This window comes from Streptomyces sp. NPDC052042 (genome assembly GCF_044548345.1).
Taxonomy (GTDB): domain Bacteria; phylum Actinomycetota; class Actinomycetes; order Streptomycetales; family Streptomycetaceae; genus Streptomyces.
On sequence record NZ_JBIUBU010000005.1, the window covers coordinates 295386 to 318220 of the forward strand.

Consider the following 22835-nt stretch of genomic DNA (forward strand, 5'->3'; position numbering starts at 1 on the left):
CGCCCGGACGCGAACGCGTGCTGTCCGTCCGGGGCGATCTGAGGGAACGTTATCGGTCCTCGTCGAGAGCGGCGCGGGCCTCGGCCTCCGGCAAGGGGAGGCGGTTGGTCTGGCGGTGGAGGACATCGACTTCGAGAAGGAGGCCGTGCACGTCCGACGTCAGGTCAAGACCGTGCGCCGGAAGCAGTTGGCTCCTGGCCCAACGTCCCGGAGGAGTCCCAGAGATGCCGCCGCACCCGCTCCTGGCCCTCATATATGCAGGTCAGGCTGGGGGCGGCGGCATCCGTGCCTCAGATGTCCCGGAACTCCTATACGACGTATCTGGTCTGCGGAAACGACCCCGTTCTAAGATCATCTTGCACGGTCGTTGCACAAGCCGAACGGTGCAGGAGTCACGCGGCCCTGGTGTAGGCACTCCGGACCGCGATGCGGATCTTGGAACCAGCTCCCACGATCCGGTGTACGTACTTGCGCAGAGTAAACGCAGGATCGGCGTGCCCGAGCCGGTCCGCGAGTGTGTACACGTCTACCCCGCCGTTGATCATCATCGACGCGTACAGGTGTCGGAGGGCGTGCATCATCATGTCGCGGGACTTCTCCCAGCGCCGCCCCTTTGCGTTGGGGTCAAGTGGCTTGATGAGGCCGGCCGCTGCCAGAGCAGGCTTCCAGCGGTAGGAGTTGAACCAATTCGACTGAATGGCGGTCTTCTCCCGAGTGTAGAAGATGAGCTGCACCGTGACCGGGGCGCCGCCTTTGCTGCCCCATGGTCGGGTCACCTCGACGGGCGGGTACTTCTCCATGTGCTCGCGCAGGGGGATGGCCACGTCGTCGGTCAGTTCGACCCATCGGTCCTTCGGGTCTTCGTCGTCTCCGCCCTTGGGGAGGGCGTATGCCAGGAACGAGCCGTCGTGGACTACTTGCCGTTGCACGTGCACCATCGGGCCGTCCGGATGTGCCCAGTCGATGTCTTCTGGTGACAGGCCGAATATTTCTCCTTGACGAAGGCCAAGGCCGCGACCGCAGTCGACGAGTGCTTTGTAGCGGTCGGGAAGTTCGGCGCGGATCTTCTCGGTGTCCTCCCACGTCAGGGTCAGCTCTGTCCGGCCGCCACCTCCTCGCTTCGGCTTGGCATCCTGCACCGATTTGGCGAGGCATGGATTTTTGTGTATCAGGCTGTCGTCCACGGCCAGGTCAAAGACAGCCCGAAGATTATCGAAGACCAGGCGCAGCGTGGAACTTTCGAGTAGCCGACGACGGTCGTGCAGCCAGTCCAGCAAGGACGACGCGTTCACGTCCTTTACGCGCATCTTCCCAACTGCGGTAGGAACGATGTGTAGGTGAACCCGTTCCCTGTGGCGTCGGTATGTGCGCGGATTCTTGTGCTCGTGCCCCTTGAGCCACGTAAGGGCGAGTTCACCGACCCTGATCTCTCCGGCACGGGGGTTGATGTATGACCCGTCGTCCACTCCGGATCGCATCTTGGTCTCGTGCCTGCGGGCTTCGGCCTCGGTGCGGAACAACTCCGTCTGCTGGATACCCTCCCGGTTACGCCAACGGGCCTGCCACCGCTTCCCGGCCCCGTGATCCCTCGTCGGAACCTTGCCGTGTTCCCTGCAATTCGACTCCCCGGCTTCCGGGCGTGACTTGTGCCAGCGATCGTATGGCATGGACTCGACTCCTAGTTTTCAGCGGGACTTGAAGTTTCTTTGTGGGTTCTCTCGTGTCAGGGGCGTCATCGGCGACGAGATCGTATGCCCGTTCATCGCACCCTGAGTGAATGGGATGTTGATCCAGGCGAGCTGAAAATGTCAAACGTATTCTTGTGGTCTTCGCGGCAAAGGGAGCGAATTGGTAGGGAGAATCTCGCCCGGGCTAATCGTCACTGAGGTGTCGGCGAACCCTCGACGAGTCCTCGCCGAGGGTTCGCTGGTTTCTTCCGAGAGTTCGGAAGATCCGTAGGAGTTTCGCTGCAAGTTGCTCTATTTGGCCTGGCTGGAATTTCATGTCAATGTTCCGTGCGCCACCACAGCGGAATGCCGCTCACGTGGTTCTTGCCTGCCCGTTCCGAGCCGTTCTGGAGTGCCCATGCGTCGAACCACTGCCCGTGCGGTAGAAGCCGCCAGTGGCGCGGGAGGTCGTTTTCCGTTGATGAGTGCTGAGGAACTGGCCGACTTCCTGGGCGTGCCGCTGAACACGGTCTACGTATGGAATCACCGACGCCAGGGTCCGCGAGCCCACAAGGTCGGCCGCTATTTGCGCTACCGCTGGCCGGAGGTGGAGGCATGGCTGGAAGCTCAGGCGGTGGATCGCACTGTCTGATTGGCCGGGTACGCCTGCTGCACTTGTGTCGGCAGGGTGACAGTACCCGGCGTACAGCCCGACTCGTCTGCCGCTACCTGCGGCTTTGCCTTGGAAAGGGCCTCTGACCTGCGTCGGAGGCCCTTTCCGGTCTTTGAGGAGCTTGCTGGGGTAGGCAGCGAAAAGCCCCTCGGAAGTCTCTCGGGCAGCGCTGCGAGTCCCTGAAAGGCCCCTGGGGTGGAGGGGTGAGCGGGGCCTCTGAGTTGGCTCGGATCGGTGAGGCATGGCGCTGCTGTTTCATCTTGCGGCTCTGCAACTGCCGCGAGGTAGGGCGTGGTCTGCAGCGGAGTGCCTGTGGCCCGAGGCCGGTGCACTCGTCATGCGTAGGTCTCGGGTTCGAACCCTGATCATGGTGGCGCCTGGCTCGTCCTGTGAGGCGCAAGGGCTGGCGGGCGACGAGCTGCTTGCCCTCCCTTCAGTGGTCGGCCTCGATACCTTGAACCGAGCACTGAAGAATTGTGACTGAGCCCGTTAGTCGGCGGGTTGAGCACTTCAGTCTGCGGCTGGTGCGTCCAGGGATGGCTTCCCTGCACCGGAGAGCTTGGGGAGGGGGCGGCCTCGGGGACGGGGACGTCGGAGTAGCCGCGGGCTCCACTTCACGTCTTCGGGCAGGAAGCCATCCTCGCGGGCTTTGCGTGTCCAGGTGCTCACGGTCTTGTCGGGCAGGCCTTGGTGGTTCTTGTACGGCCGGTTCCACACCGCGCAGATCACCTGGAGGGGAGGCACTCCCTGCGAGAGGGCGAACCGGTACACCTTGGCCACCAAGCGGGAGTGCTCGCGACCCCGGTCCCTCTTGAGTGGCCCAACGATCAGCCGAGCCACGCTGATGACGGTGGGGCCGCGTTGTCCCGCCTCGCGACCATCTTCAATCACCTCGGCGAGTGGGAGCGAGGCGATGGTCTGGGCGTTAATCCGCAGGTCGAAACCATGCGCCGCTGGTTCGATGACCAGGCCGCGGCACCGGGCAGACCGGTCCTTGTCCCAGCGCAGCTCGACGCGGAACTGCCACCCGGGCGAGCCTGGCACGTGGGTGATCCACGCACCGTAACTGGTCGTGTCCACGTGGGCAGATGGCTGACCTTGGTCGGCCACGGTTTCGCGCAGGTCCAAGGGGACGAACTTCGCTCGCTGGGGACGGAACGCCCGCGTGTCCCGGCCGAGTGCGCCGTGCTGCCGCGCGTCACGGATCCAGTCGTTCACGCCCTCCAGGCTGCGGGACCACACCGCCGCGACCACGTGGCGAGGCGGTAGATCGGCTGCTACGGCCTCGGCGTAGATCATTGCCACGAGGCGAGAGAAGGCCGGTTCACCACCGCCCCGGCGCCGCGGAACCCACTCAGTGTTCAGTCTGTGGGCCACCGCTGGACCGAGCGTCGCCGTGGCCACTGCTACGGCCAGCAGTCGGTCAAACGGCCGGACACCGGACTGCTTGTCGATCACGCACAGCTTGCGGATGGCCTTTGAGGTCACCTCGGTGAAGCGTTCGGGATCGGGATGGGACCGGAGGGCAAGCATGGCCGGCCAGAAGGTGCCGTGAGCCGAGCGGCGAAGCCCCACCGTCACGTTCCATGCCTCGGCGCCTGGGAGGCCCGTGACGTGCACGACTCCGTGCTCGGCGCCCAGGCCAGTAAGAAGCCCGCGCGCTCCGATCACAGTGGAAGTCAACTCCACTTGACGACCCTTCCCTGCCGACCTTTGGCAATCTACGTGAAATGAGGGGGTACTTAATGATCTTGGAGGTCCGTAACGTCAACAGGGCCGGCGCCGGCAAGAAGACAATGACCTCCTCGACCCTTGGGAGACGCCGTGGCGATCACGCCCACTCCTACCGAGCCCATCAAGGGCCCGCTGCCCGTCTGGCTGCGTGCCGCACAGATCTCCTGTCTGCTGATGGCGGGTGTCTGTACCACCGTGGCCCTCCACCGGCTCCAGAACGACCCGACCCTGATCGCTGGGGTATGGGCAGCGCTGGGCGTGGGATATGCCGGTGCATGGATCAACCTGCTCTCGTACGGACTGCAACTGCGTTCCGCATCGGTCCTGCCTACCGACCTGGAGTAGGAGTCGACCGGACGAGCCAGCGGGCCCATTCGGGGCACAAGCGTGAGGGGCCGAACCGGCGATCGGTCGGACCCCTCATGCTTGCGGATGTACTGCTCGAACTGGTGCGTCTGATGTCTATGCCCTCGATCAGGAGAACGCTCCGGTCACCAACTCGCGTGCTCACTCGCCAACTGAAGTGCTCAGTCACAAGAATTCGAGGGCCCACCATCGCTGGCGATCACACGAGCTGCCGATCAGTGGGAAGACCTACGCGTCGTTCGTTCGGATCTGCGCTCCGTGCTCGTTCCGTTCGTATGTACGCCGCGTGTTCTTCTCGATCTTCCGCGCGACCTCGGAGCCCAGGTCCACGCCATTCATCTCAGCCAGGGCCGTCAGGTAGAGGAAGACGTCGGCCAGCTCTTCCCCGAGGTCGGGCAGTCCCTTGCGCCAGGCGGTGAAGGCTTCGCCGACCTCGGCGGTGAGAAGGCCGAACTCCAAGGCCACGTCCGTGGTGTTGAACCCCTTGAGGGTCTTGTTTTCCCAGGCGAGTTTCTGGGCGGACTCGATCTCCAAGACTCCTCCAGCGGCGGTACAGCAGGTGCCTTCGAAGCCTAGCGGGAGCAGTGTGCCGGTGTGCTGGCTTCGGCAGGCCGTCACCCTGCCGAAGGGAGTTTGAGGGTTGTGGTGTCGAGGGTGAGCACGCGGGTGTAGTCAGCGAGGGTGGAGAAGACCCTCTCGTATCCCGTGACCAGTGCGGACACCTCCTCCAGGCTGACCGCCTGGCCATCGCGCAAGAGGAGTCGCCGGCGGATGGCAGTTGGCGATGCGGTCAGGTGAACGAGCACGCCGGAACGGTCGATGACGCTCTCGGCCAGGTCGATCGCCTGGCTCCAGTTGATCCGGGACCGGCCCCGGTGAAGGGGGCCGTAGACGAGTTCGCTGATGAAGCACCGGTCGAAGAGGATCCGTCCGGGCCCGGCGAGGATGTTCCTGTAGCGACTGGCCAGGTCGAGATGGTCGGGTGTCTTCGGGGAGTGCACCACCACGAAGCCGTGGTCCGTTGATAAGCGCTCCCCGAGAGTGCTCTTGCCGACTCCGTCGCAGCCTTCAAGGACCATGGTCTGGTACTCGCCGACGATCTCGTCGAGGTTCATGCGGCCAGCCAGGACAAGACGGCGTCGCCATTGTCGAGGTGAGCGTCGGCGGCGTACTGGACCATGAGGTTGCGCCAGTTGGGCTCGCGGCCATGGGCGTGTGTGAACGTCGGGCGTGGTTGGAAGGCCGCGATCCGTACGCCGCTGGCCGCAGCAGCACCGATGAGCAAGGCGGTACCCGGCGGCGTTTCCGCGCCGGAAACGTCGGCCAGCAGCCGGGCAGCTGAGCACGCCGCGGTCAGGTCGGCCAGGGCCCCTGCTACCGGGTCCGCCGCCGTGAAGCGCTGGGGCACCATCACCGTGTGGCCGGCATCGACACAGGCTTTTGCGAGGTGATCTCGGCCCCATGCCGTGTACGGCGACGGCTCGACGTAGACGGGTGCGCCGATAGCCGCAGGCGGGCCCATAAGACGGGGAGCGCGATCTGGGAGGTCGAGCAGCGCGTCGACGGCCGCGTCGAGGGCCGTGTTCGTCTGGGCCATGTTGAGTGCTTGGAAGCCCGGGAATCGGGACTGGGGCGGAGTCGACGGCAGAGTTGGCGGCCCGAGCTTGGTGACGCGCACGATGTGCGTGGCCACGGCCTGGAGGAGGGGGTCGGGGAATTCGAGGCGAGGGCCGGCCTCGGTCAGCGAGTAGGTCTGGAAGTCGGTGGTGAGCACGATGACCGGGACGCCCGAAGCAGCGGCGTATCCGATCTCCATGCAGACCCCGTCGTCGAGGCTCGGGCCGTGCAGGATGGCGACCATGACGTCGAGGCGGCCGAGGCGTTCACGGTCCAACTCGAACAGGCGGCGCCCTTTGACGTCGGCGACCAGGTCCTCCTCGTCGGTGTCGCAGAACGGCAGGAAAACGCCATCGGGGCCGACTTTCGCGGCGAGTCGATCGGCGAGGTCGGCAGCGAGAGCGCGGTCGTGCGCGGCAAAGAGCCGGTGGGCTACGTAGACGGACACTGGAGAGTCCCCCAAGTCGTGAGGTCAGCCGCGACGGGGCGCGGGGATCGGAAGGGACGGGGCCGCGACGTATCTGGCTGCTGCTGCGGTCGCCTCGGCCAGAGCCTGGGCGGTTGTCGCACCCTGCGATCGACGGGCGAGATAGGTCCCGGCCAAGGTGTCTCCGGCGCCGGAGACCTCGCGCGCAGGATGCGGCGGCGGAACGGCGGAGGCCACCAGACGTCCGAAGCGGCGGACCACTGCTGCCCGGGGGCCATCGGTGATGACCACCTCCGGGAGCGCACGGGAGTTGATTACTTGCTCCAGGAGCCGGTGCTCGGCAGCGTTGACGAACAGGGTGGTCGCCTTCGGCAGCCAGGAGGCGGCAGCGCGGATCATCGCTTCCGCGCTCGGCAGGAAGAAGTCCACGCTGAAGTTGGTCCCGTCCCTGGCGAGTCGGTCGAGCACTGCTGCCACGTCCAGCGGGCGGCGGCAGCAGACGTGGTAGGTGCCGCGCGGGTGCAGATCTACGTGTCTGAGCGCGTGCTCGGTCAGGCCCTCGGCCACGCCGTAGTCCGTGCCCACCGCCACCAACTCGCCTTGCAGGTCGTACTCCAAGTCGAAGGTGGTGGACATGCCGTCGGCCTGGGCCCGTGCCGACCAGTCGAGCGTGTCAAGACCTGGCGCCTTCGGAAGGTGCGCGAGATCGTTTCCGAGAACGCAGACCGGGACCGCCCGGCGGCCGGCCTTTGCCGCCGCGAGGGACAGGAGCAGAGCCGCGCCGCCGAGCCGGGATCCGCCACGGTGGTCGGGATAGCGGGTCAGGTCCCGGCTGATGTTGCCGATCACGTCGAGCCGTTCCACGGTCTCCCCCTGGAGGTCAAGCACGGCGGGCGCGGTGTGCGCAGTCGACGATCTTCGAGCAGACCGGTCGCCGGCGGCAGAGCTGTGGGGCCGGGCCGTTGAGGTACAGCCGCTTGAAGTAAATGAGGACGAGGTGCACCCACCAGGTCGGCTCCACCCCCTCGGGGATGGAGACCTGGTATTCGTTGTCGGTAACCAGCGACCGGAACTCGGTTGAGCGGGCGTGCACGGCCGCTTCAAGTACCTGCCGCATCCGTTCGTGTGCCACGGCGCTCGTCGGAAGGGCGAGGCCCAAGGCGGGTGCGAGCTTGGTGACCATGCCGGAGTCCACCGGGATGATGCCGCAGTGGTACCCGCGGGCGGTGAGCAGCGCGCACTGGGCGACCTTGTAGGACGCACCTCGCACCCGCGCGGCGAAGTCCAGGACCAGGGCATCGCAGTCGGCTGACTCCGCAGTCGGATCGGTCCCCTCCTTCTCCCAGCCACGGAGAAGCTCGGCGAGGGAGCGCAGGTAGTCGATCCGGGCCTGCGGCAGACCGATGGGACGTACCAGCGACGCAAGCTCGGCGTCCGTGGCAGCAAGGAGGCTGTCGAAGCCACGGGCGTCCGCCGACGTGATTACTCGGGCGTACGTCTCCACCATTCGATAGGAGACCCGGGTGGACCAACCGGCGGCGAGCATCCGTACCCGCGGATCGCTGATCGATGTCGGCCACCACCGGTTCTCGTCGTGATTGGCCTCCACCTCGGCCCGCACATCTGGAAGGCCGGCGGCACGGGCCACCAGGCGGTGGACGCGCCGGATCTCCAGCGGCTTCGCCTTCACACGCTCGATCGTCATGAACCGACTCCAGCACGGGTTCGGGTGGCCAGAAGTGCCATGGCGAGGTTGGACGAGAGCACCGGCTTCCCGAACCGGTGCTCCAGTTCAGTGATCACTGGCAGGGTGTGCCACCCGGTACACGACAAGACCACCGCTTCGGCAGCTCCGACCACTTCCTTTGGCAGATGTCCCACCAGGGCCAGGATCTGATCCGGAGTAATCGCGGGATAGCCGTCGGTCAGGCCCAGACTTGCATGAGCCAAGACCTCCACACCGGCCTCGGTGAACGCCGTCGCTTCCGCTTCGGTCACCGGGGCGGGGTAGGGCGTAACCAGTACCACGCGCGCCACGGCCGCCTCGGTGAGAGCCCGCAGAAGGGCGTCGAAGGCGGTGAGCATGCCGTCCGGAAGCGGTGGACCGCCGGTGAAGCCCGCTGACGTGCACGCCAGCATCACTGCATCGAGCGGAACGTGGGACAACGAGTCCAGCGCCTGCGCCGATGCGTCACGCAGGCCGTGCCAGAACGAGGCGTCGATCGCCGTTGTCCGGGAGGCGGGTACGAGCCGTGCGTGATGGAAGACCGTGTGGTGCAAGCCGAGGCGGGACAACTCGGTCTCCACGGCGACGTTGGCCCAGGGCAGCAGCAGACCTGCACGGATGGTGCGGTCCGCCGCCGCGTCCAGGGCCGCCAGCGTCGCGAGCGTCCCGTCAGGAAATGGCTGCAATGCGCGCTCCGGAGATCATGCGCGGTGAGTGACCGGTGACCACCAGGTCACCGGTGGTACCGAGTGGCACCGCCGCGCCGCGCTCGACGACCTGGATGGAGTACGAGCCCAGCCGCCGCCAGTAGGTGCCCTCTTCGCTGATGAAGTAGGAGTGGAGTGCGGGCACGCGCAGGCCGGTCGGATACACCCGCTCCTTCATCGGCTGATCCCAGGTGAAGTCGATGTCCGCCCTCCACGACGCGAAGTGCTCGGCCGACGGCAGCGGCTCCCGCTCATTGAGCGCGGCGAGCGGGGTACCTGGGAACGCCCTCGCCAGGCGCACGTTCGTCCGGTGGCACAGCAGGCCGGCGTCGAGAATCCCAGCCAGGCCGCGAAGGTTCGCGACGTGGGTGCCGTGGGTCTCTCCGGGGAGGCCGTAGATCAGGTTCAGGCCGGGGAGGAGCATCGGCAGACCACCGGGGCCGCGTACGGCACCCGCCGTGTTCACGTGCTCGATGGCGCGCACCAGGATTTCGGGCGTGCAGGTGAGGGTGTTGCGTTCGATGACGGCTGGGTCGAAGCTCTCGATCCCCATCGGCGCGCAGTTTCCCTCGGTGCAGAAGTCCGCCACCAGCTTGGCGATGCGTAAGCCAACGGGCGCGGCGACGGCCAGTGGGTCGGCGTTGTCGATGTGGAGCACCTCCAGCTCGGGGCAGCGCTCGCGGATGCCGCTGAGCAGGGCGCGGATCGCGTCCTCGTCCCGGTTGCGGTAGGAGAAGAAGCAGGTCTGCTGGCCGAGTCGGAAGTTGCGGACGCCGGCAGCGTAGAGCTGGGCGGCCTCGGCGACGATGTCGTCGACCTCGCGGAAGGCGACGAGCGGGGACTTGGCCGGCTCGTTGCAGAAGTCGCAGAACTTGCGTCGGGTGCAGCCACGGTACAGCTCCAGCTCGGCGACCGGACGCCAGGGCATCTGTTCGACAAGGCCGGCGAACGAGTCCCGTTCGCGTCGCATCTGCTCGTAGTCGGCCGGACGCCGACTGCCGAGCAGGAGATCACCGGACGTCACGGTGTGGGTGTGGACGGCGTCGAACAATCCGGCGTACTCCGCAGGGGAGGCCAGGGCGTATGCGGACAGCGGGCCGAGGAGGTATCGGCGGCCCCGCGTGCAGGCGAGCGCGCGAGCGATCTCCTCGAACGATCCGTTCACCGCGTGGAGATGGACGGACGGAACCGCGTCTCCGGCGATGACGATCACGATCTCGGCGTCCCGCAGGAGCTGGACGGCATCGTCCCGGTTGACGGTGGCGGAGTAGGTGAGTCGGTCGCTCAGGGGCGGTTCGACGGTGGGCTTGCCGCCGGCCAGGCACCAGCGGACGTCGTCGATGGTCATGTACCGGACGTCCGCCTCCGGCCGAGCTCGCCGCAGTGCCGACCAGGCGTTTCGGACGTAGGTCGACAGGTAGGGCGGTACGCCGAGGCCACTCGGCTCGACAGTGAAGCAGTCCAAGATCACTACAGGCTGCATTGGTTCTCCCTCCAGTGCTGAGGGCGCCGGCGGTGTTCCAACGGCGTCCTCGCCGAGAAGGGCCGCGTGCCCCACAGCTCTCTCAGTGTCAGTGCTGGCAGAGCTCGGGAGGAGGGGGCGGCAGGGTTGTTCGGTTGTACAGGGGTTGTATTTCCGTGGCTCTGTGTCCGAAGGCTGGGACGCAGGGTGATCCACAAGGCATCATCTGCACATGGGTAGTTCAAGGGCGAGCGGCGAGACCAACACCGCATTCGCGGCTGTGCTCGGCGAGGCCGGTTGTTCGCACGCCGCTTTGGCGCGCAGGGTCAACGAACTGGGTGCGCTCCAGGGCGAGGTCTCCCGCTACGACAAGGCATCGGTGACCCGGTGGCTGCAGGGGATGACTCCGCGAGGTCGCGCCCCGGAGTTCATCGCCGCCGCCCTGGCGGGGTTCTTGGGCCGCCCTGTCTCTCCCGTGGACATCGGCTTCTCCGAGCAGTCGCAGAGGCCCGTGGTCGTTAGGGCCTTGACGTATCGTGAAGATGTGGGTGAAACACTTCATACACTCGCGGAGCTTGGCTCGACCGACATCTCGCGGCGCAGCCTTCTCGGTGCGGCGCCGTACGTCGCGACAGCCCTTCTGGACCCCCAACGGCATTGGTTGCTGTGGCTCTTGGAGGAAGAACAGGCACCTCGGCTTGCGGTAGTTGCCGGCAGCGGGCCTGCCGAACAGGTCCAGGCGATGATCGAGATGTTCGACGAGATGGACAACCGCTTCGGCGGCGGTGGAGTCCGAGCGAGCATCGTGCACTACCTGAGCACCGAACTCGCCCCCATGCTCCAGCAGCGCAATCTGCCCTCGCACCAGCGCCGACTCCTCTACACCTCGGCCGCGAAGCTCGCGGCGATGGCCGGTTGGTGCTCGTACGACTCCGCCGACTACGGACTCTCGGAGCGCTACATGATCCAGGCACTGAGGCTGTGCGCCGAGGGCGCCGACCGCGTGCTCGGCGGGCAGATCCTGGCCGGTATGTCGCACCTCGCCACCAGCCTCGGCAACCCCACCGAAGGAGTTTCACTGGCGAGAGCGGGAATCGCGACCGCCAAGTCTGCGGGCAGCCCCCTCGGGCTTATGCGCTTGCACGCCATGGCCGCCCGCGGGTACGCGGTCCTGGGCGATTCCCGGCACGCGACGGCATCGCTCCTGGAGGCCGGCAAGGACCTGGAGGCCAGCCGAGGCCCTGCTGAGGAATCGCCGTGGGTCCGCTTCCTGGACCACCACTATCTGGAAGCCGAAGCCGCTCTGGTCCATCGCGATCTTGGCGAAGCGGGACAGGCCGAGCGCCTGGCACTGGCGTCTGTCGAGGCGAACGGCGACCGCCGTCGTCGACAGGCCATCAGTCGCTCGGTGCTCGCGACGGCATTCCTCCAGCAGAACAGACTGGACGAGGCAGTCGGCACCGCGAGCAACGCCGTGGACCTGCTCGCCGGAGTTCACAGCGAACGATCCGTCCAGGCCCTTCGTGACTTCCGTACACGTCTTGCCCCTCACCGGGGCGAAGCCGTCGTCCGCGACTTCGAGCGAAAGGCTCGGCCGATCCTCGGCACAGCAGCCTGAAAGCTCCGGTCAGTACCCGTCCGGTGTTGGGGCGTTCTGGCCCTTGTCGGCAGGCAGGTTGATCCCGGTCACCGCACGCGACTGGTCCGATAGCAGGAAGGCGATCACGTCTGCCACCTCCCCCGGCCGTACCAGCTCTCCCCCCGGGAACTCCGCACGGAATCGGTCGAAGGCTAGCGGGTCCTCCCGGCGCATCCGGTCCCACCGCTTGCCCGGGATGAGCATCGATCCGGGTGAGACCGCGTTCACGCGGATACCATCTACGGCCAGTTCCCTGGCCAGGGACGACACCATGTGGATCTGAGCCGCTTTTGCCGAGCCGTACTGAGCCTGCGGTCCTGGCTTCCACCCGGAGACTGATGCCACCACGACGATTGATCCGCCACCGGCTTCACGCAGATGCGGGGTACTTGTCGCGACCAGCCGGGCAACGTGGCCGACGTTCATCCTCCACGTCGCCGCCCAGTCCTCGGCAGACGCCTCAGTGATCCCCCGCCCCTGCGCACCGCCCGCACACGCGACGACACCATCCAGCCCGCCCAGAACTGAGGCGGCATCATCTACGAACTGCTCCAGGAGCTCCGGCACGGATACGTCCAGAGACCGGACGAACAGAGCAGCTGGCGTGTCCAGCGAAGCGCGGAGCGTTTCCAGCGGCTCGGACTTCCGGGCGCATGTCGCCACCTGTGCTCCTTCTGACAGGAGTAGGCGCACCACGTGCTCCCCCAGCCCTCTGGAGCCTCCCGTCACCACAATGCGGTGGCCCGCGAACCGCCCTGTCAAACCGCGTTGTCCGTGGTCATGCTCTGTGTCCGTCATCTGCGCAACCCTTCAGCAACTGTGCCAACCCGCGTGGTTGAAGACATCCTGCATGCCCCCTTCTGACCAGGGCTCCGCAGCGGTTCCCTTATGGACGTACCCGGCCAGTGCCAACCGTGCAGCGTCGAACTGTCGGCACTGGCTCTACGGACCCGGGTGATGGCACGAACCCGGGACGGCAGTCCACCGCCGCTTATCCGTCGAACCCGGGTCAGGCGGTCCCCAACACGAAGTGAGAGCCAGCGGCACCCCGCGCTCCTCTCCCGACTCGGGAGGCACCATGCCCCAGGCACCACACCCGCGAGACACGCTCACGCTGGCTGGCACGCCCAACGCTGTCGGCCTGGCACGGCTGCACACGGCCCACATCCTCTTCCGCTGGGGCGTGCCGGCCGAGGTCGTGGAGACGGTAAAGCTCATCGTCTCGGAGCTGACCACCAACGCGGTACGGCACCCCAAGAAGAAGGAGGGCGAGGAGGTCTCTCTGTTCTCCTCGCAGTTCGACGTGCAGACCTTCGAGCTGGTGCTGGAGATGGCCCGTGACACCGTCAGGGTGTCCGTGTGGGACCGCGACGCGAGGCCGCCGGTGCTGACGGAGCCCGGGGGCGAGGCGACAAGCGGGCGAGGGGTCTTCATCGTCGCGATGATGAGCAGTCGCTGGGGCCACTACCCGGCTCGGGGCAGGTCCGGCAAGGTGGTGTGGGCCGAGGCCGGTCTCAGCCCGGTGAGTTGTGGCGGTGAGAGCGAGGGCCTGGATCGACCCCCGGGCCGGCCTCCGTCGACCGGGAGCAGACAGTCCCGGCCCGACCCCCGCCTTCTCGGCCGCGTGCTCGTCGGCGTCAGGGGCCTATGAGCCGTGGATGCGGCTCGGCGTCCGGGAGTACGGGAAGTTGAACCACGCTTTCCGGCTCGCTGAGGCGACATGTCCCCGGGACATCGAATTCCTTCAGCTCCTCAATGGGGAGTACGACCTCGCGACCCGCCACGAGGACTCGCAGCCTGCCGCTGCTTCCTGACGTACCCGGGCGATCTCCAGACCGTCCTCCCCGTCGCTGCCCACCGGGGCGCGGCCGGGAGGACACCTAGCCGGGCCCCTTCGACGAACGATCTGCCGAACGCATTGGCGGCCAGGGGTCGGCACCGCGCCCGACCGGAGGGCACGGTGCCCCGGCCGTTGAGTGGTCCTGCTCAAGGCCCGAACACAGCGGTCGGCCCGTCTCCTCCGTCGGGCGGCCCCGGGGACGCGAACCGCCGCGCGAACCCGACCGCCCGGCGGAGGACCCACCACTACAAGAAAGGCCCCAGATGAATCCGACCGGTGCCGAAGTGCGCACGATCACTCTCGCTCCGGCAGAACGGCCCGTTCACCCAGACGTTGCGGAAGCCGCGGTGACCACCGACCCTCGCCAGCCCCGACTGCTTCCGGTGCCCGCCATCGCCCTGTGGTCGAGCCAGCAGGTCCGCACCCCGCCCCTGCGGATCGCACCTGATGGCATCTACCACGAGGGCTCCGAGAATCGGGATGCAGACGGCCAGTTATGGCCCCAGGTCCACGGTCCCCAGGCCGGGATGCCGCACTACGCGGTGATGAACCCCCTCAAGCAGTGCCAGGCGATGGAACATCTGCTGTGCCAAGTTGGCATGGGGCCGGCCACCCGCACCGAGCAGGGCCTGCTGTGGGTACTGCCCCGGCCGACCGGCTCGCCCGATGATCCGGAGTACGACTGGGACCAGGGCGTGACGACGACCGAGCCGCCCGTATGCCTATTCCACGCCAGGGTCTCGGCACACCAGTGTCCCCGGCTCAGCACGAGGGGACACGTGGCGGTTTACGTCCGCGAGGCGGAGCTGGTGGCGGTGGAGGGAACGTACTACCCGCCTCCGCCGACCCGGGCCCGCCCGATCAAGACGGTCCTGCCCATCGACGCCCCGGACGCGCGCCTGATGGTCGCCGAGGGGCTTGCCCGCCGTCTTCGGGCCGTGACGCCCGTCGACACCACCGACCGCACCCTCGCTCATGGAGCGGTCCCCTGCAACCGCCGCACCCGAAAGAAGGACCGGTGAGCCACGACGAGGCCGCCCGTTTTCGTCCACCGCGTCGCTCCCTGATCGCCCCTCCCTACAAGGACGCTCCCTATGTGTCAGCACCAACCCACCTGTCCCACCACCGAGTCCCCCGACCGCGAGGCGGCTCGTCTGAGCGCACACCACCCCGAGCAGGGGTGGAGCCTGTTGTGCAACGGCGTCGTGCTCTTCGAGGACACCGGGGAGCTGCTCCCCGACGGGCAGATCATCGCCCCGCGCCGCCCCATGACGGCGGTGGCCGCGTGATCGCCCTCGACCAACCGAAGGGCGTCGCCAAGGCGTGCGCCGCGCTGCGTGACGTTGTCGGCAAGCTCTCCTACGGCGCAACGCTGCCCTCGGTCGGAGCCCTGGCAGTCCGTATCCACCAGTCAGCGTGGCTCACCCGCCGGGCGCTGCGGGAGCTGGACGCGGACGGCGAGATCGCCCTCGTGCACCGGAAGCCGGCACGACGTCTGCGCCCGGACGAGGTGCACCCTGCAGACGTCCAACTCACGCGGGAGATCCGTGACGCGATCCTCTCCGGACACCACCGGGCCGGCATACCGCTAGTGGTTCAGCGGCGCGGTCTCGATGCCCGCCGCGTAGCCCGGGTGTGCCGAACCCTGCTCGCCGATGGTCTCCTCGTCCGCCAGGACGAGCCCGACGGCCCCCGCCTCTACGTCGCCGCACCCGTGCCGGGTGAGGACGGGCCGGGGCTGATCGAGGACTACGCTCTGATCGGCGACCAGCGGGGCTCTGCCCTGGTCCGGCGGGACGGCAGCATCGACTGGCTGTGCCTGCGCCGGTTCGACTCCGACGCTGTCCTCGCCCGCCTTCTGGGCACCGCCGAGCACGGCTTCTGGCAGCTCGCCCCCGTTCATCTGGCCGACGGCTCCTCTGCGCCCGTCCCGGTGCGCCGGTACGCGGACGACACGATGGTCCTGGAGACCGAGTGGGTCACAGAGACCGGGATGGTGCTCGTCACGGACTTCATGGTCCCGGGCAACAAGGTGCCGCAGGTCGTCCGCATCATGACCGGTGTCCGGGGCGAAGTGGCGATGCGGACTCTGCTGCGGGTCCGGCCCGGATACGGGGGCGATGTCCCCCGCCTCGACCGCGCCGACGAACGGCATGTGGCCGTCGACCTCGACAACGACAGCGGGCGGCTGTGGGTGGATGCCACCGTCCCCCTCCAGACGAACGGCGGTGACATCCACGCCACCTTCGTCGTCTCCGAAGGCGAGACGGTCGCGCTCAGCCTGGCGTGGTGGGAGGGCACCGACACCCCGGTACCGCAGCCGGCCCCTGACGCCCTGCTGAAGCAGACCCTCGACCACTGGAATGCGTGGGTTGCCCGCTGTACCTACGTCGGCCCGGACCGCGAGGACATCGTGCGTTCGCTGCTGGCCCTGGCCGCCCTCATCCACGCCCCGACCGGGGCGATCGTGGCCGCGCCGACCACGTCCCTGCCCGAGGAGATCGGCGGCACCCGGAACTGGGACTACCGCTATCCGTGGCTCCGCGACGGTGCTCTTACCGTCGCCGCCCTCGCCCGCTGTGGGTATCTGCCCGAGGCCCTTGCCTGGATCGACTGGATGGTGCGCGCGTGCGCCAGCGCCCCCGGGCGTCGGCAGATCATGTACTGCATCGACGGTGAGACGGACCTGCGGGAGCAGGTGCTGCCCCACCTGCCCGGATACGAGGGCTCGGCGCCGGTACGGATCGGCAATGGGGCGGCGAGCCAGCTCCAGATCGACGTGTACGGCGAGGTCGCCGACACCCTGCACGAGGTCGCACTCGCCGTCCCGGACGCGGCGCCCGACATCGCCGCCGTCATCGTCGAACTCGCCACGGAGCTGGAGACGCTCTGGCACGAGCCCGACATGGGTGTCTGGGAGATCCGCGGTCCGCGCCGCCCCTTCACCCACTCGAAGGTGATGGCCTGGGCGACCCTCGACCGGGCGGTCCGAGCCATCGAGCGCGGCTGGGCGACCGGCCCGCTGGAGCGGTGGCGGGCGCTGGGGGAGGCGATCCACCGCGAGGTCTGCGAGAAGGGCTACGACCCTGAGCGGAACACGTTCGTGCAGTACTACGGGGCGAGGGAACTCGACGCCTCCCTCCTGCACGCCCTCCTAGCCGGGTTCCTGCCCGCCGACGACAAGCGGGTCATCGGCACGATCGAGGCGGTCCAGCGCGAACTGGGCACGGACAGCGGACTCCTGCTGCGCTACCGGACCGAGGGCGAGTGCGTCGGCGTCGACGGACTGCCCGGCGACGAGGCACATTTCCTGATCTGCACCGGGTGGCTGGCCGAATGCCTCGCGCGGATTGGCCGCGCCGACGAGGCCCAAGCAGTCCTCGATCACCTTCTGTCGCTGCGTAACGACGTCGGCCTCCTTGCCGAGGAGTACGACCCGCGCGCCCGCCGCCAACTCGGGAACTATCCGCAGGCGTTCAGCCACCTGGCACACATTCGTGCGGCCCTGGAAATCGGATCCGCGACCGCCGACGGCGAGCACGCCGTCGCCCTGGCCGTCGAGCCCGCCGGGACGGCGTCATGAGCCTCGCGCACCTACTCACCAGCCGGGCGAAAAGTCACCGGCGCAGGGCACCGGAGGGCCGTACCCCTGGTCTCGTCCTGCTCGGGGCAAATGTGATCGGTTTCGCCTTGATTGGGCACTTGGTTGCGCACGAGACCGATCCCGCCCGCAGTCTCGGTCCAGCCGCTGCGGTCCCGGACCAGACGCCTGCCGAAGAGCAGCCGCCCCGTGCGGCCAACGCCACGGCAGTACTTGAATCCGGTGCCCCCGGGTGGGGGCGGACGGCGTGAACGTTTCTCTCTCTCCTGCACGTGCCCTACGGCTCGGTTCCTCGCTTGTCCACCGTGGACGCGGGGCCGAGGAGGACATGGCTGCCGCCGGCGCATGGTCGCTCAAGCTGGCGGACCCTGCTGCTCGGGGCCGCACACGGCACGATGCCAACCCGCTCCGTAGCAACACCCCTAAACATCAGAGACAGTTGGAGCCCTTCATGACGCATCTCTCCAAGAGTCCGGTCATATCCTTGGATGGTGCCGTCGGCGCAGCACGCCTGCGTCACCTGGAGCGGGCTGCCCTGACCTACGGGGTACCCGTCGAGGACGTGCTGCTGATCGCCGTCAACCTGCACGGAATCACTTCCGACCAGGACCGTCACCGGGCCCGGGTCAACCTCCGACTCACGCGCCGCCCCGAGGTCCCCTGGCAGATCATCGTCCCGCTGAACCGGCCGGCCAGCCCGTTCCGGCTGCGGGGCGACGAGCTGTCGCTGAACGGCGAGGTAGTCGCTCACGTGGAGCGCATCGACGCCGACGAAGCGGTCGGAGGGTACTTCCGTAACGACGGCCGTGCCGCGACCCTCAACCCCAACGCCCGCAGCCGATGCGTCGGGTGCGGTTGGTGCCCCAACACCCTGGAGGCTGCCGCCGACCCGCGGTTGCACGAGGAGCAGGGGCTCGACGACCTGCTGCGCGCCCTCGGCGAGCAACATCCCCGCCGCAACCTGGCCGAACTGACCGAGGTCACTATTTCCACCGGGTGCTTCGAGCGTGAGGAGGCGGCCGTCGCTCACCTGACCGCGTTACGGCCCGCTCTTGCGCGGGCCAGCGTCGAGGCCCGGATCGGCTTTCTCACCTCCGTGCTGCGCAGCGACGAGGCGTTCGAGGCCATCGCATCGCAGGTGTCGCCGTTTGTGCTCAGGCTGACGGCCGAGCACTTCACCCGGCGGGAGGCTCTGATGAAGTCCACCAAGGCCGACCTGCGGCCCGAGCAGATGCCGAACTTGCTGGCGCGGGCACGGGCAGCGGGGCTGGACACCTCGTACACGTACATCGTCGGCCTGGACCCGATGGAAGACCTGGTGCGTGGGGTGAATGAGCTGGCAGACGTGATCAGCGCGTTCCCGAACGTCCAGGTGTTCCAGGCGCACACGGTGATGATGCAGGGCATGCGGACGCCGGGCGCGGAGAGGCTGGAGCATTACCTGCAGGCGCGTACGGCCATCGAGCGGGCCATGACGTCGACCGGGCTGAGGCCGCTGGCATGGGAGTGCTATCGGCCGCTGTGGTACTTCACCTACGCGGGAGAGGACCTCGTCGATGGGCCTCGCTGACGCAATCATCGACCGGGTGCGGGTAGAGCGCCTCGACGAGAGCGTGGCGGGACCGTACGAGGCGGGCGACAGCCGGTTCGCGGTGGTGGTCGAGGCCCGTGGGGTGGCCGGGGTGTTCGCTCCGGTCGACGAGCTGCCCGCTGCGCTCGTCGCCGCCCGGCTCGGACAGAGCGCTCTGCGGCACCCGGTGGTCGACCACGAGGGTCTGCTGCGCAGGATCCTGGCCGAACTTGGCCCGCACGCAGCAGGGGTAGGGCGCTGGGCGGTCGGGGCGCTGGACTGCGCGGTGTGGGACCTGCACGGACGCCTCGCTGACCTACCGGTCGCCGCCCTGCTCAGCGGCCGGCCCGCGCGACAGGTGCCGGTCTACGCCTCTTGGCTCTCCCTGGACCTGAACTCCTCTTCGGCCGCCGAGTCGGTCAAGGCCACCGCCGAGCAAGGGTTCGCCTTCACCAAGTGGGCGATACGCGAAGAGCGAGCCTATGAGATCGCGCAGGTGGCCGAGCGGGCGGCGGCGTGGGTGGGGAAGAACGTTGCGATCGATGCCTTGGGCACATGGGGCCACGTGCTGGCCACAGAAGTCGCACCACTCCTCGCGCCAGAGACGGTGCGTTGGGTAGAGGACCCGCTGGCGCGGACCGACCGGGCCGCGTACACGCGTCTGTGCGGGCAGGCCGAAGGGCTGCGGGTTGCGTTCGGCGAGCGGCTGACCCATGTGGAGGATGCCGTGGCCATGCTGGAGCACTGCCGACCGGTCGCGTTCACGTTCGACGCCGTGTGGTGCGGTGGCATCACCGAAGCGCGGGGCTGGCTGGGTGCCGCGCACGACGCGACGGTACCCGTCCATCTGCACGGCCGGGCGTTCCTGCCCGCTGTGCACCTGGCCGCCGCGTTCCCTCACGCGGCGGGCGCGGTGGAGTACCAGGTGGTGTGGGAGCCGCGACGCCAGCGGGCACTGCGCGGCATGCTCCAGCCTGACGGAGGGCACGTCGCGGTCCCCGACCGGCCCGGTCTCGGGATGGAGGTGCGCTGGTAATGCCCATGCACACGGGCGAGCTGGCGGTCCGCGGACGCCTGGAGCAGTGCGGGGAGAAGGTGCTGCTCGTCGTGGACGAGCGGCTGAGCGGACACGACACTTTCCTGTCCGCGACCCTGCGCCTCGACCGGCCGATGCGCCTGCCCGAACTCCCGGTCCGCATCCTCACGTTCGACGATGTCACCGTCCTTTCACCCCTCAGCTTGGCCCTGCCACAGGCGCAGGCCGGCAAGGAGTGGAGCGGCACGCTGCTGATACCGCACGGCTCGCGCCCGCCGGCGATTCCGGACGACCTCGCCCAAGCAGCCGATAAGGCCAGTGTCGACACCAGCGGCTGGTCGCCGGCTGAGGCCCGACAACTGTTGACCTTCCTCGGCGAAGCCGGTCCCGGCCCCGTGCGTGCCGAACGGATCGGCCTGATCATCGCGGCTCTGGCGGAGCCTTCGTGAGCGCCGCGACCCCGGTGCGGCTGGTGAGCCTCGATGTCGGATACACACTGGGAGAACCGTCCGGGACGACGCTGACGCAGCACTTGGTGGAGCTGTCCCCGCTCCCGGTCCGGCAGGCGAAGCAGGTCGCACAGAAGATCCTGCACGCCCTGGATCCGCACAGCGATGCGACGGGGCCGCAGACGGTATGCGCCGCCCTGGGCATCGCGCCCTCGCGCTTCCCTCACGGCCACCGCCCGCCCGGCTTCGCCCTGTGGCCCGGCGCGGTGGAGGCGGTGGCGCGGATCGCACGGACCGCACCGGTGGTCACCTTGTCGAACGTAAGCTACTGGGACGAGCAGGCGGTCGACGTCGCGGCTCTCCTCGCCCCTCACATACGGGCCCATCACCCGTCGTGGCAGCTCGGGTTCGTCAAGCCCGACCCGCGCGCCGTGCAGACTGTCGCTCGACTGCACGGCCACGACCCCGCAGAGATGCTGCACGTCGGCGACAGCCTCGACTACGACGTGCGCTGCGCCCTCGCCGCCGGAGCCCAAGCCATGTGGATCACCTCGCGCCCAACGTGGTCGGCTGAAGAGCTCCGGCTGCTGGCCGAGCACCCCGGCCGGGTCACGATCGTGGCGGACCTCGCTGGCGCGGTCCGTCACATCGAGCAGACCGCCCTCCCGTCAACCCACACCACCAGGAGCCGTACCTCATGAGCAAGTTCGACACCACCGCCCCGTACTACGCCACTTACCGGCCAGGCATTCCGGACGAAGCCGTCGAGCTGCTCGCGCAGCGAGTAGCCGGCAAGGAGCACCGAGCTCTGCTCGACCTGGGATCCGGCACCGGGCAGGTCCCCCTGGCCCTGGCCGGGCAGGTGACGGAGATCGACCTCGTCGAGCAGGACACGGGCATGATCGGCGAGGCTGGCAAGGCACTCGCCGGGCTGCCGGTCGCCGTCCGTTTGCACAACACATCGGCCGAAGAGTTCACCCCGCCCGCCTCCTACCGGGCCGACTTGGTCACGGTCTGCCGCGCTTTCCACTGGATGAACCAGAGCGTCGTGCTGTCGCGCCTGGAGAGCATGACCGCGCCGGACGCGACCGTCGCCGTCATGGGAGACGGCAGCCTGTGGACCGCGCGCACAGAGTGGACCGACGCCCTGCGGACCTTGATCCAGGAGTACTTGGGAGAAGAGCGGCGGGCCGGGAAGGGCCAGAAGTACGCGGCGCACGACCGGCCGTACCGCGAGATTCTTGCCGAGTCCGCGTTCGGCCAGGTCGAGGAGCACAGCATCACCGTCGAGCGGGAGTGGAGCACCGAGACGGTGATCGGCTACCTGTACTCGACCTCGTTCGCCGCCCGGCCGCTGTTCGGCGAGCAGGTCGACGACTTCGAGCGCCGCGCCCGCGCACTGCTCGACGATCACGCCGCCGGCGGCCTGACCGAGCACGCCTCCTTCCAGGTCGTCCTCGGCCGGCGCGACTGACCGCCACGCCCTCGCCGCCGGGGCGGCCCCTCTCCGCCCCGGCCATCCCTTCCTCCCGAGAAGGAGATCCGCCATGCCCCAATCCGCTACTTGGAGCGACGACGAGCGGCGTCAATTCGTCGACGACGGCGTCCTCATACGCCGTGGCCTAGTCCACGGCACCGTGCTGTCCAAAGCCCGCGAGCTCGTCGGCGGCTGGCTGAACGAGGCATACAACCCCGCGCAGCTCACCGCCTACACCGAACGCAGTTTCGCCCCCGAGCTGGAAGAACACCCCGACCTCCTCGCCCTCTACCAGCGAAGCGGCCTGGTGGAGCTGTCCGGAGATCTGCTGCGGCCCGCGACCACCGCCGGGGTCACCCGAGCACAGATCCAGATCCGGTTGCCGCACGGCGCGCAGCAGCCGGTGAAGGCGATGCACGTCGACGGCGTCTCCTGCCCTCACCTGGAACCCCGTGATCTGCGTACGTTCACCTTCATCGTCGGCGTTGTCCTGGAGGGCGGCGCCACCGCGGACGCCGGCGCTCTGCACTACGTCCCTGGCGGGCACCACCGGATGGCCTCCCACTTCGCCGAGGACTGGGTCCTGGGGCAGCCGGCCCAGACCCCCGACGACATTGATGCCCAGGACGGCATCGCTTTCACCGCCGAGCCCGGCGACGTGGTCGTGATGCACCACCTCGTCCCGCACCGGGTCGGCATCAACACCAGCAGCACGCCCAGGGTGATGGCGTACTTCCGCGTCAGCCATGCCCAGCACCCCGACCTCGCACTGCGCGCTCTGTCGGACCCGTGGCTGGAATACCCAGTGCTCGCCGCCCTCGCCCGTCCCGGAACCGTGTGAGAG

23 protein-coding genes are annotated in these 22835 nt (G+C 68.1%); 13 read left to right on the forward strand and 10 right to left on the reverse strand.

Annotated elements, in window-relative coordinates:
- Window positions 1-392 precede the first annotated feature (392 nt).
- The gene (locus tag ACIHCL_RS12540) at window positions 393-1292 is read right to left on the reverse strand and encodes a tyrosine-type recombinase/integrase (protein ID WP_399860402.1); all 900 of its coding nucleotides are present in this window, start codon (window positions 1290-1292) and stop codon (window positions 393-395) included.
- An 856-nt stretch (window positions 1293-2148) separates the two neighbouring features.
- On the opposite strand from ACIHCL_RS12540, the gene ACIHCL_RS12545 reads away from it, so the two are divergent.
- Entirely contained in the window at window positions 2149-2319 is a 171-nt protein-coding gene (locus tag ACIHCL_RS12545) for a helix-turn-helix transcriptional regulator (RefSeq protein WP_399860404.1), read from the forward strand.
- 531 nt (window positions 2320-2850) lie between these two features.
- On the opposite strand, the gene ACIHCL_RS12550 is transcribed toward ACIHCL_RS12545, so the two are convergent.
- Complete coding sequence (locus ACIHCL_RS12550; RefSeq protein WP_399860407.1) at window positions 2851-4029, reverse strand: hypothetical protein; 1179 nt, start codon at window positions 4027-4029, stop codon at window positions 2851-2853.
- A gap of 135 nt (window positions 4030-4164) precedes the next feature.
- Between ACIHCL_RS12550 and ACIHCL_RS12555 the strand changes: the two genes are divergently transcribed.
- Window positions 4165-4419 (forward strand): hypothetical protein, encoded by a 255-nt coding sequence (locus tag ACIHCL_RS12555; protein WP_399860410.1) that lies wholly within the window; start codon window positions 4165-4167, stop codon window positions 4417-4419.
- 249 nt (window positions 4420-4668) lie between these two features.
- Here ACIHCL_RS12555 and ACIHCL_RS12560 read toward each other — a convergent pair whose 3' ends face one another.
- The 7 genes from ACIHCL_RS12560 to ACIHCL_RS12590 form a co-directional block, all read right to left on the reverse strand.
- The gene (locus ACIHCL_RS12560; RefSeq protein ID WP_399860413.1) at window positions 4669-4974 is read right to left on the reverse strand and encodes a MazG-like family protein; all 306 of its coding nucleotides are present in this window, start codon (window positions 4972-4974) and stop codon (window positions 4669-4671) included.
- A gap of 80 nt (window positions 4975-5054) precedes the next feature.
- On the reverse strand, window positions 5055-5555 hold the full coding sequence (locus ACIHCL_RS12565) for a hypothetical protein (protein WP_399860415.1): 501 nt from the start codon (window positions 5553-5555) through the stop codon (window positions 5055-5057).
- Window positions 5552-6505: a nucleoside 2-deoxyribosyltransferase gene (locus ACIHCL_RS12570; RefSeq protein ID WP_399860416.1), complete on the reverse strand. Its 954-nt coding sequence runs from the start codon at window positions 6503-6505 to the stop codon at window positions 5552-5554. The genes ACIHCL_RS12565 and ACIHCL_RS12570 overlap by 4 nt, the downstream gene beginning before the upstream one ends.
- A gap of 24 nt (window positions 6506-6529) precedes the next feature.
- Window positions 6530-7372 (reverse strand): PfkB family carbohydrate kinase, encoded by an 843-nt coding sequence (locus ACIHCL_RS12575; protein ID WP_399860419.1) that lies wholly within the window; start codon window positions 7370-7372, stop codon window positions 6530-6532.
- On the reverse strand, window positions 7365-8189 hold the full coding sequence (locus ACIHCL_RS12580) for a hypothetical protein (protein WP_399860420.1): 825 nt from the start codon (window positions 8187-8189) through the stop codon (window positions 7365-7367). The genes ACIHCL_RS12575 and ACIHCL_RS12580 overlap by 8 nt, the downstream gene beginning before the upstream one ends.
- On the reverse strand, window positions 8186-8896 hold the full coding sequence (locus ACIHCL_RS12585) for a hypothetical protein (RefSeq protein WP_399860423.1): 711 nt from the start codon (window positions 8894-8896) through the stop codon (window positions 8186-8188). The genes ACIHCL_RS12580 and ACIHCL_RS12585 overlap by 4 nt, the downstream gene beginning before the upstream one ends.
- A complete protein-coding gene (locus tag ACIHCL_RS12590; RefSeq protein ID WP_399860426.1) occupies window positions 8880-10400 on the reverse strand; it encodes a radical SAM protein in 1521 nt (506 codons plus the stop codon). The genes ACIHCL_RS12585 and ACIHCL_RS12590 overlap by 17 nt, the downstream gene beginning before the upstream one ends.
- A gap of 211 nt (window positions 10401-10611) precedes the next feature.
- Here ACIHCL_RS12590 and ACIHCL_RS12595 point away from each other — a divergent pair, with 211 nt between their 5' ends.
- The gene (locus tag ACIHCL_RS12595) at window positions 10612-11997 is read left to right on the forward strand and encodes a hypothetical protein (RefSeq protein ID WP_399860429.1); all 1386 of its coding nucleotides are present in this window, start codon (window positions 10612-10614) and stop codon (window positions 11995-11997) included.
- Window positions 11998-12006: 9 nt separating this feature from the next.
- Here ACIHCL_RS12595 and ACIHCL_RS12600 read toward each other — a convergent pair whose 3' ends face one another.
- Window positions 12007-12816 (reverse strand): SDR family NAD(P)-dependent oxidoreductase, encoded by an 810-nt coding sequence (locus tag ACIHCL_RS12600; protein WP_399860431.1) that lies wholly within the window; start codon window positions 12814-12816, stop codon window positions 12007-12009.
- Window positions 12817-13096: 280 nt separating this feature from the next.
- Here ACIHCL_RS12600 and ACIHCL_RS12605 point away from each other — a divergent pair, with 280 nt between their 5' ends.
- The 10 genes from ACIHCL_RS12605 to ACIHCL_RS12650 all read left to right on the forward strand — a co-directional run bounded on the left by ACIHCL_RS12605 (window position 13097) and on the right by ACIHCL_RS12650 (window position 22832).
- On the forward strand, window positions 13097-13669 hold the full coding sequence (locus ACIHCL_RS12605) for an ATP-binding protein (RefSeq protein ID WP_399860434.1): 573 nt from the start codon (window positions 13097-13099) through the stop codon (window positions 13667-13669).
- A gap of 536 nt (window positions 13670-14205) precedes the next feature.
- Window positions 14206-14880, forward strand: a complete 675-nt coding sequence (locus ACIHCL_RS12610; protein ID WP_399860436.1) for a hypothetical protein — start codon at window positions 14206-14208, stop codon at window positions 14878-14880.
- Window positions 14881-14952: 72 nt separating this feature from the next.
- Window positions 14953-15147 carry a DUF5999 family protein gene (locus tag ACIHCL_RS12615; protein WP_362622105.1) on the forward strand — a complete coding sequence of 65 codons (195 nt, stop codon included), beginning with the start codon at window positions 14953-14955 and terminating at the stop codon, window positions 15145-15147.
- 425 nt (window positions 15148-15572) lie between these two features.
- A complete protein-coding gene (locus tag ACIHCL_RS12620; RefSeq protein WP_399860569.1) occupies window positions 15573-17441 on the forward strand; it encodes a glycoside hydrolase family 15 protein in 1869 nt (622 codons plus the stop codon).
- A 469-nt stretch (window positions 17442-17910) separates the two neighbouring features.
- On the forward strand, window positions 17911-19029 hold the full coding sequence (locus ACIHCL_RS12625; protein WP_399860438.1) for a hypothetical protein: 1119 nt from the start codon (window positions 17911-17913) through the stop codon (window positions 19027-19029).
- Window positions 19016-20065 carry an enolase C-terminal domain-like protein gene (locus ACIHCL_RS12630; RefSeq protein WP_399860439.1) on the forward strand — a complete coding sequence of 350 codons (1050 nt, stop codon included), beginning with the start codon at window positions 19016-19018 and terminating at the stop codon, window positions 20063-20065. The genes ACIHCL_RS12625 and ACIHCL_RS12630 overlap by 14 nt, the downstream gene beginning before the upstream one ends.
- Window positions 20065-20514 carry a hypothetical protein gene (locus ACIHCL_RS12635; RefSeq protein WP_399860442.1) on the forward strand — a complete coding sequence of 150 codons (450 nt, stop codon included), beginning with the start codon at window positions 20065-20067 and terminating at the stop codon, window positions 20512-20514. Before ACIHCL_RS12630 ends, ACIHCL_RS12635 begins: the two co-directional genes overlap by 1 nt.
- Complete coding sequence (locus ACIHCL_RS12640) at window positions 20511-21215, forward strand: HAD family hydrolase (RefSeq protein ID WP_399860445.1); 705 nt, start codon at window positions 20511-20513, stop codon at window positions 21213-21215. Before ACIHCL_RS12635 ends, ACIHCL_RS12640 begins: the two co-directional genes overlap by 4 nt.
- The gene (locus tag ACIHCL_RS12645) at window positions 21212-21988 is read left to right on the forward strand and encodes a class I SAM-dependent methyltransferase (protein ID WP_399860448.1); all 777 of its coding nucleotides are present in this window, start codon (window positions 21212-21214) and stop codon (window positions 21986-21988) included. Before ACIHCL_RS12640 ends, ACIHCL_RS12645 begins: the two co-directional genes overlap by 4 nt.
- Window positions 21989-22061: 73 nt before the next feature.
- Window positions 22062-22832: a phytanoyl-CoA dioxygenase family protein gene (locus ACIHCL_RS12650; protein ID WP_399860451.1), complete on the forward strand. Its 771-nt coding sequence runs from the start codon at window positions 22062-22064 to the stop codon at window positions 22830-22832.
- Window positions 22833-22835 lie beyond the last annotated feature (3 nt).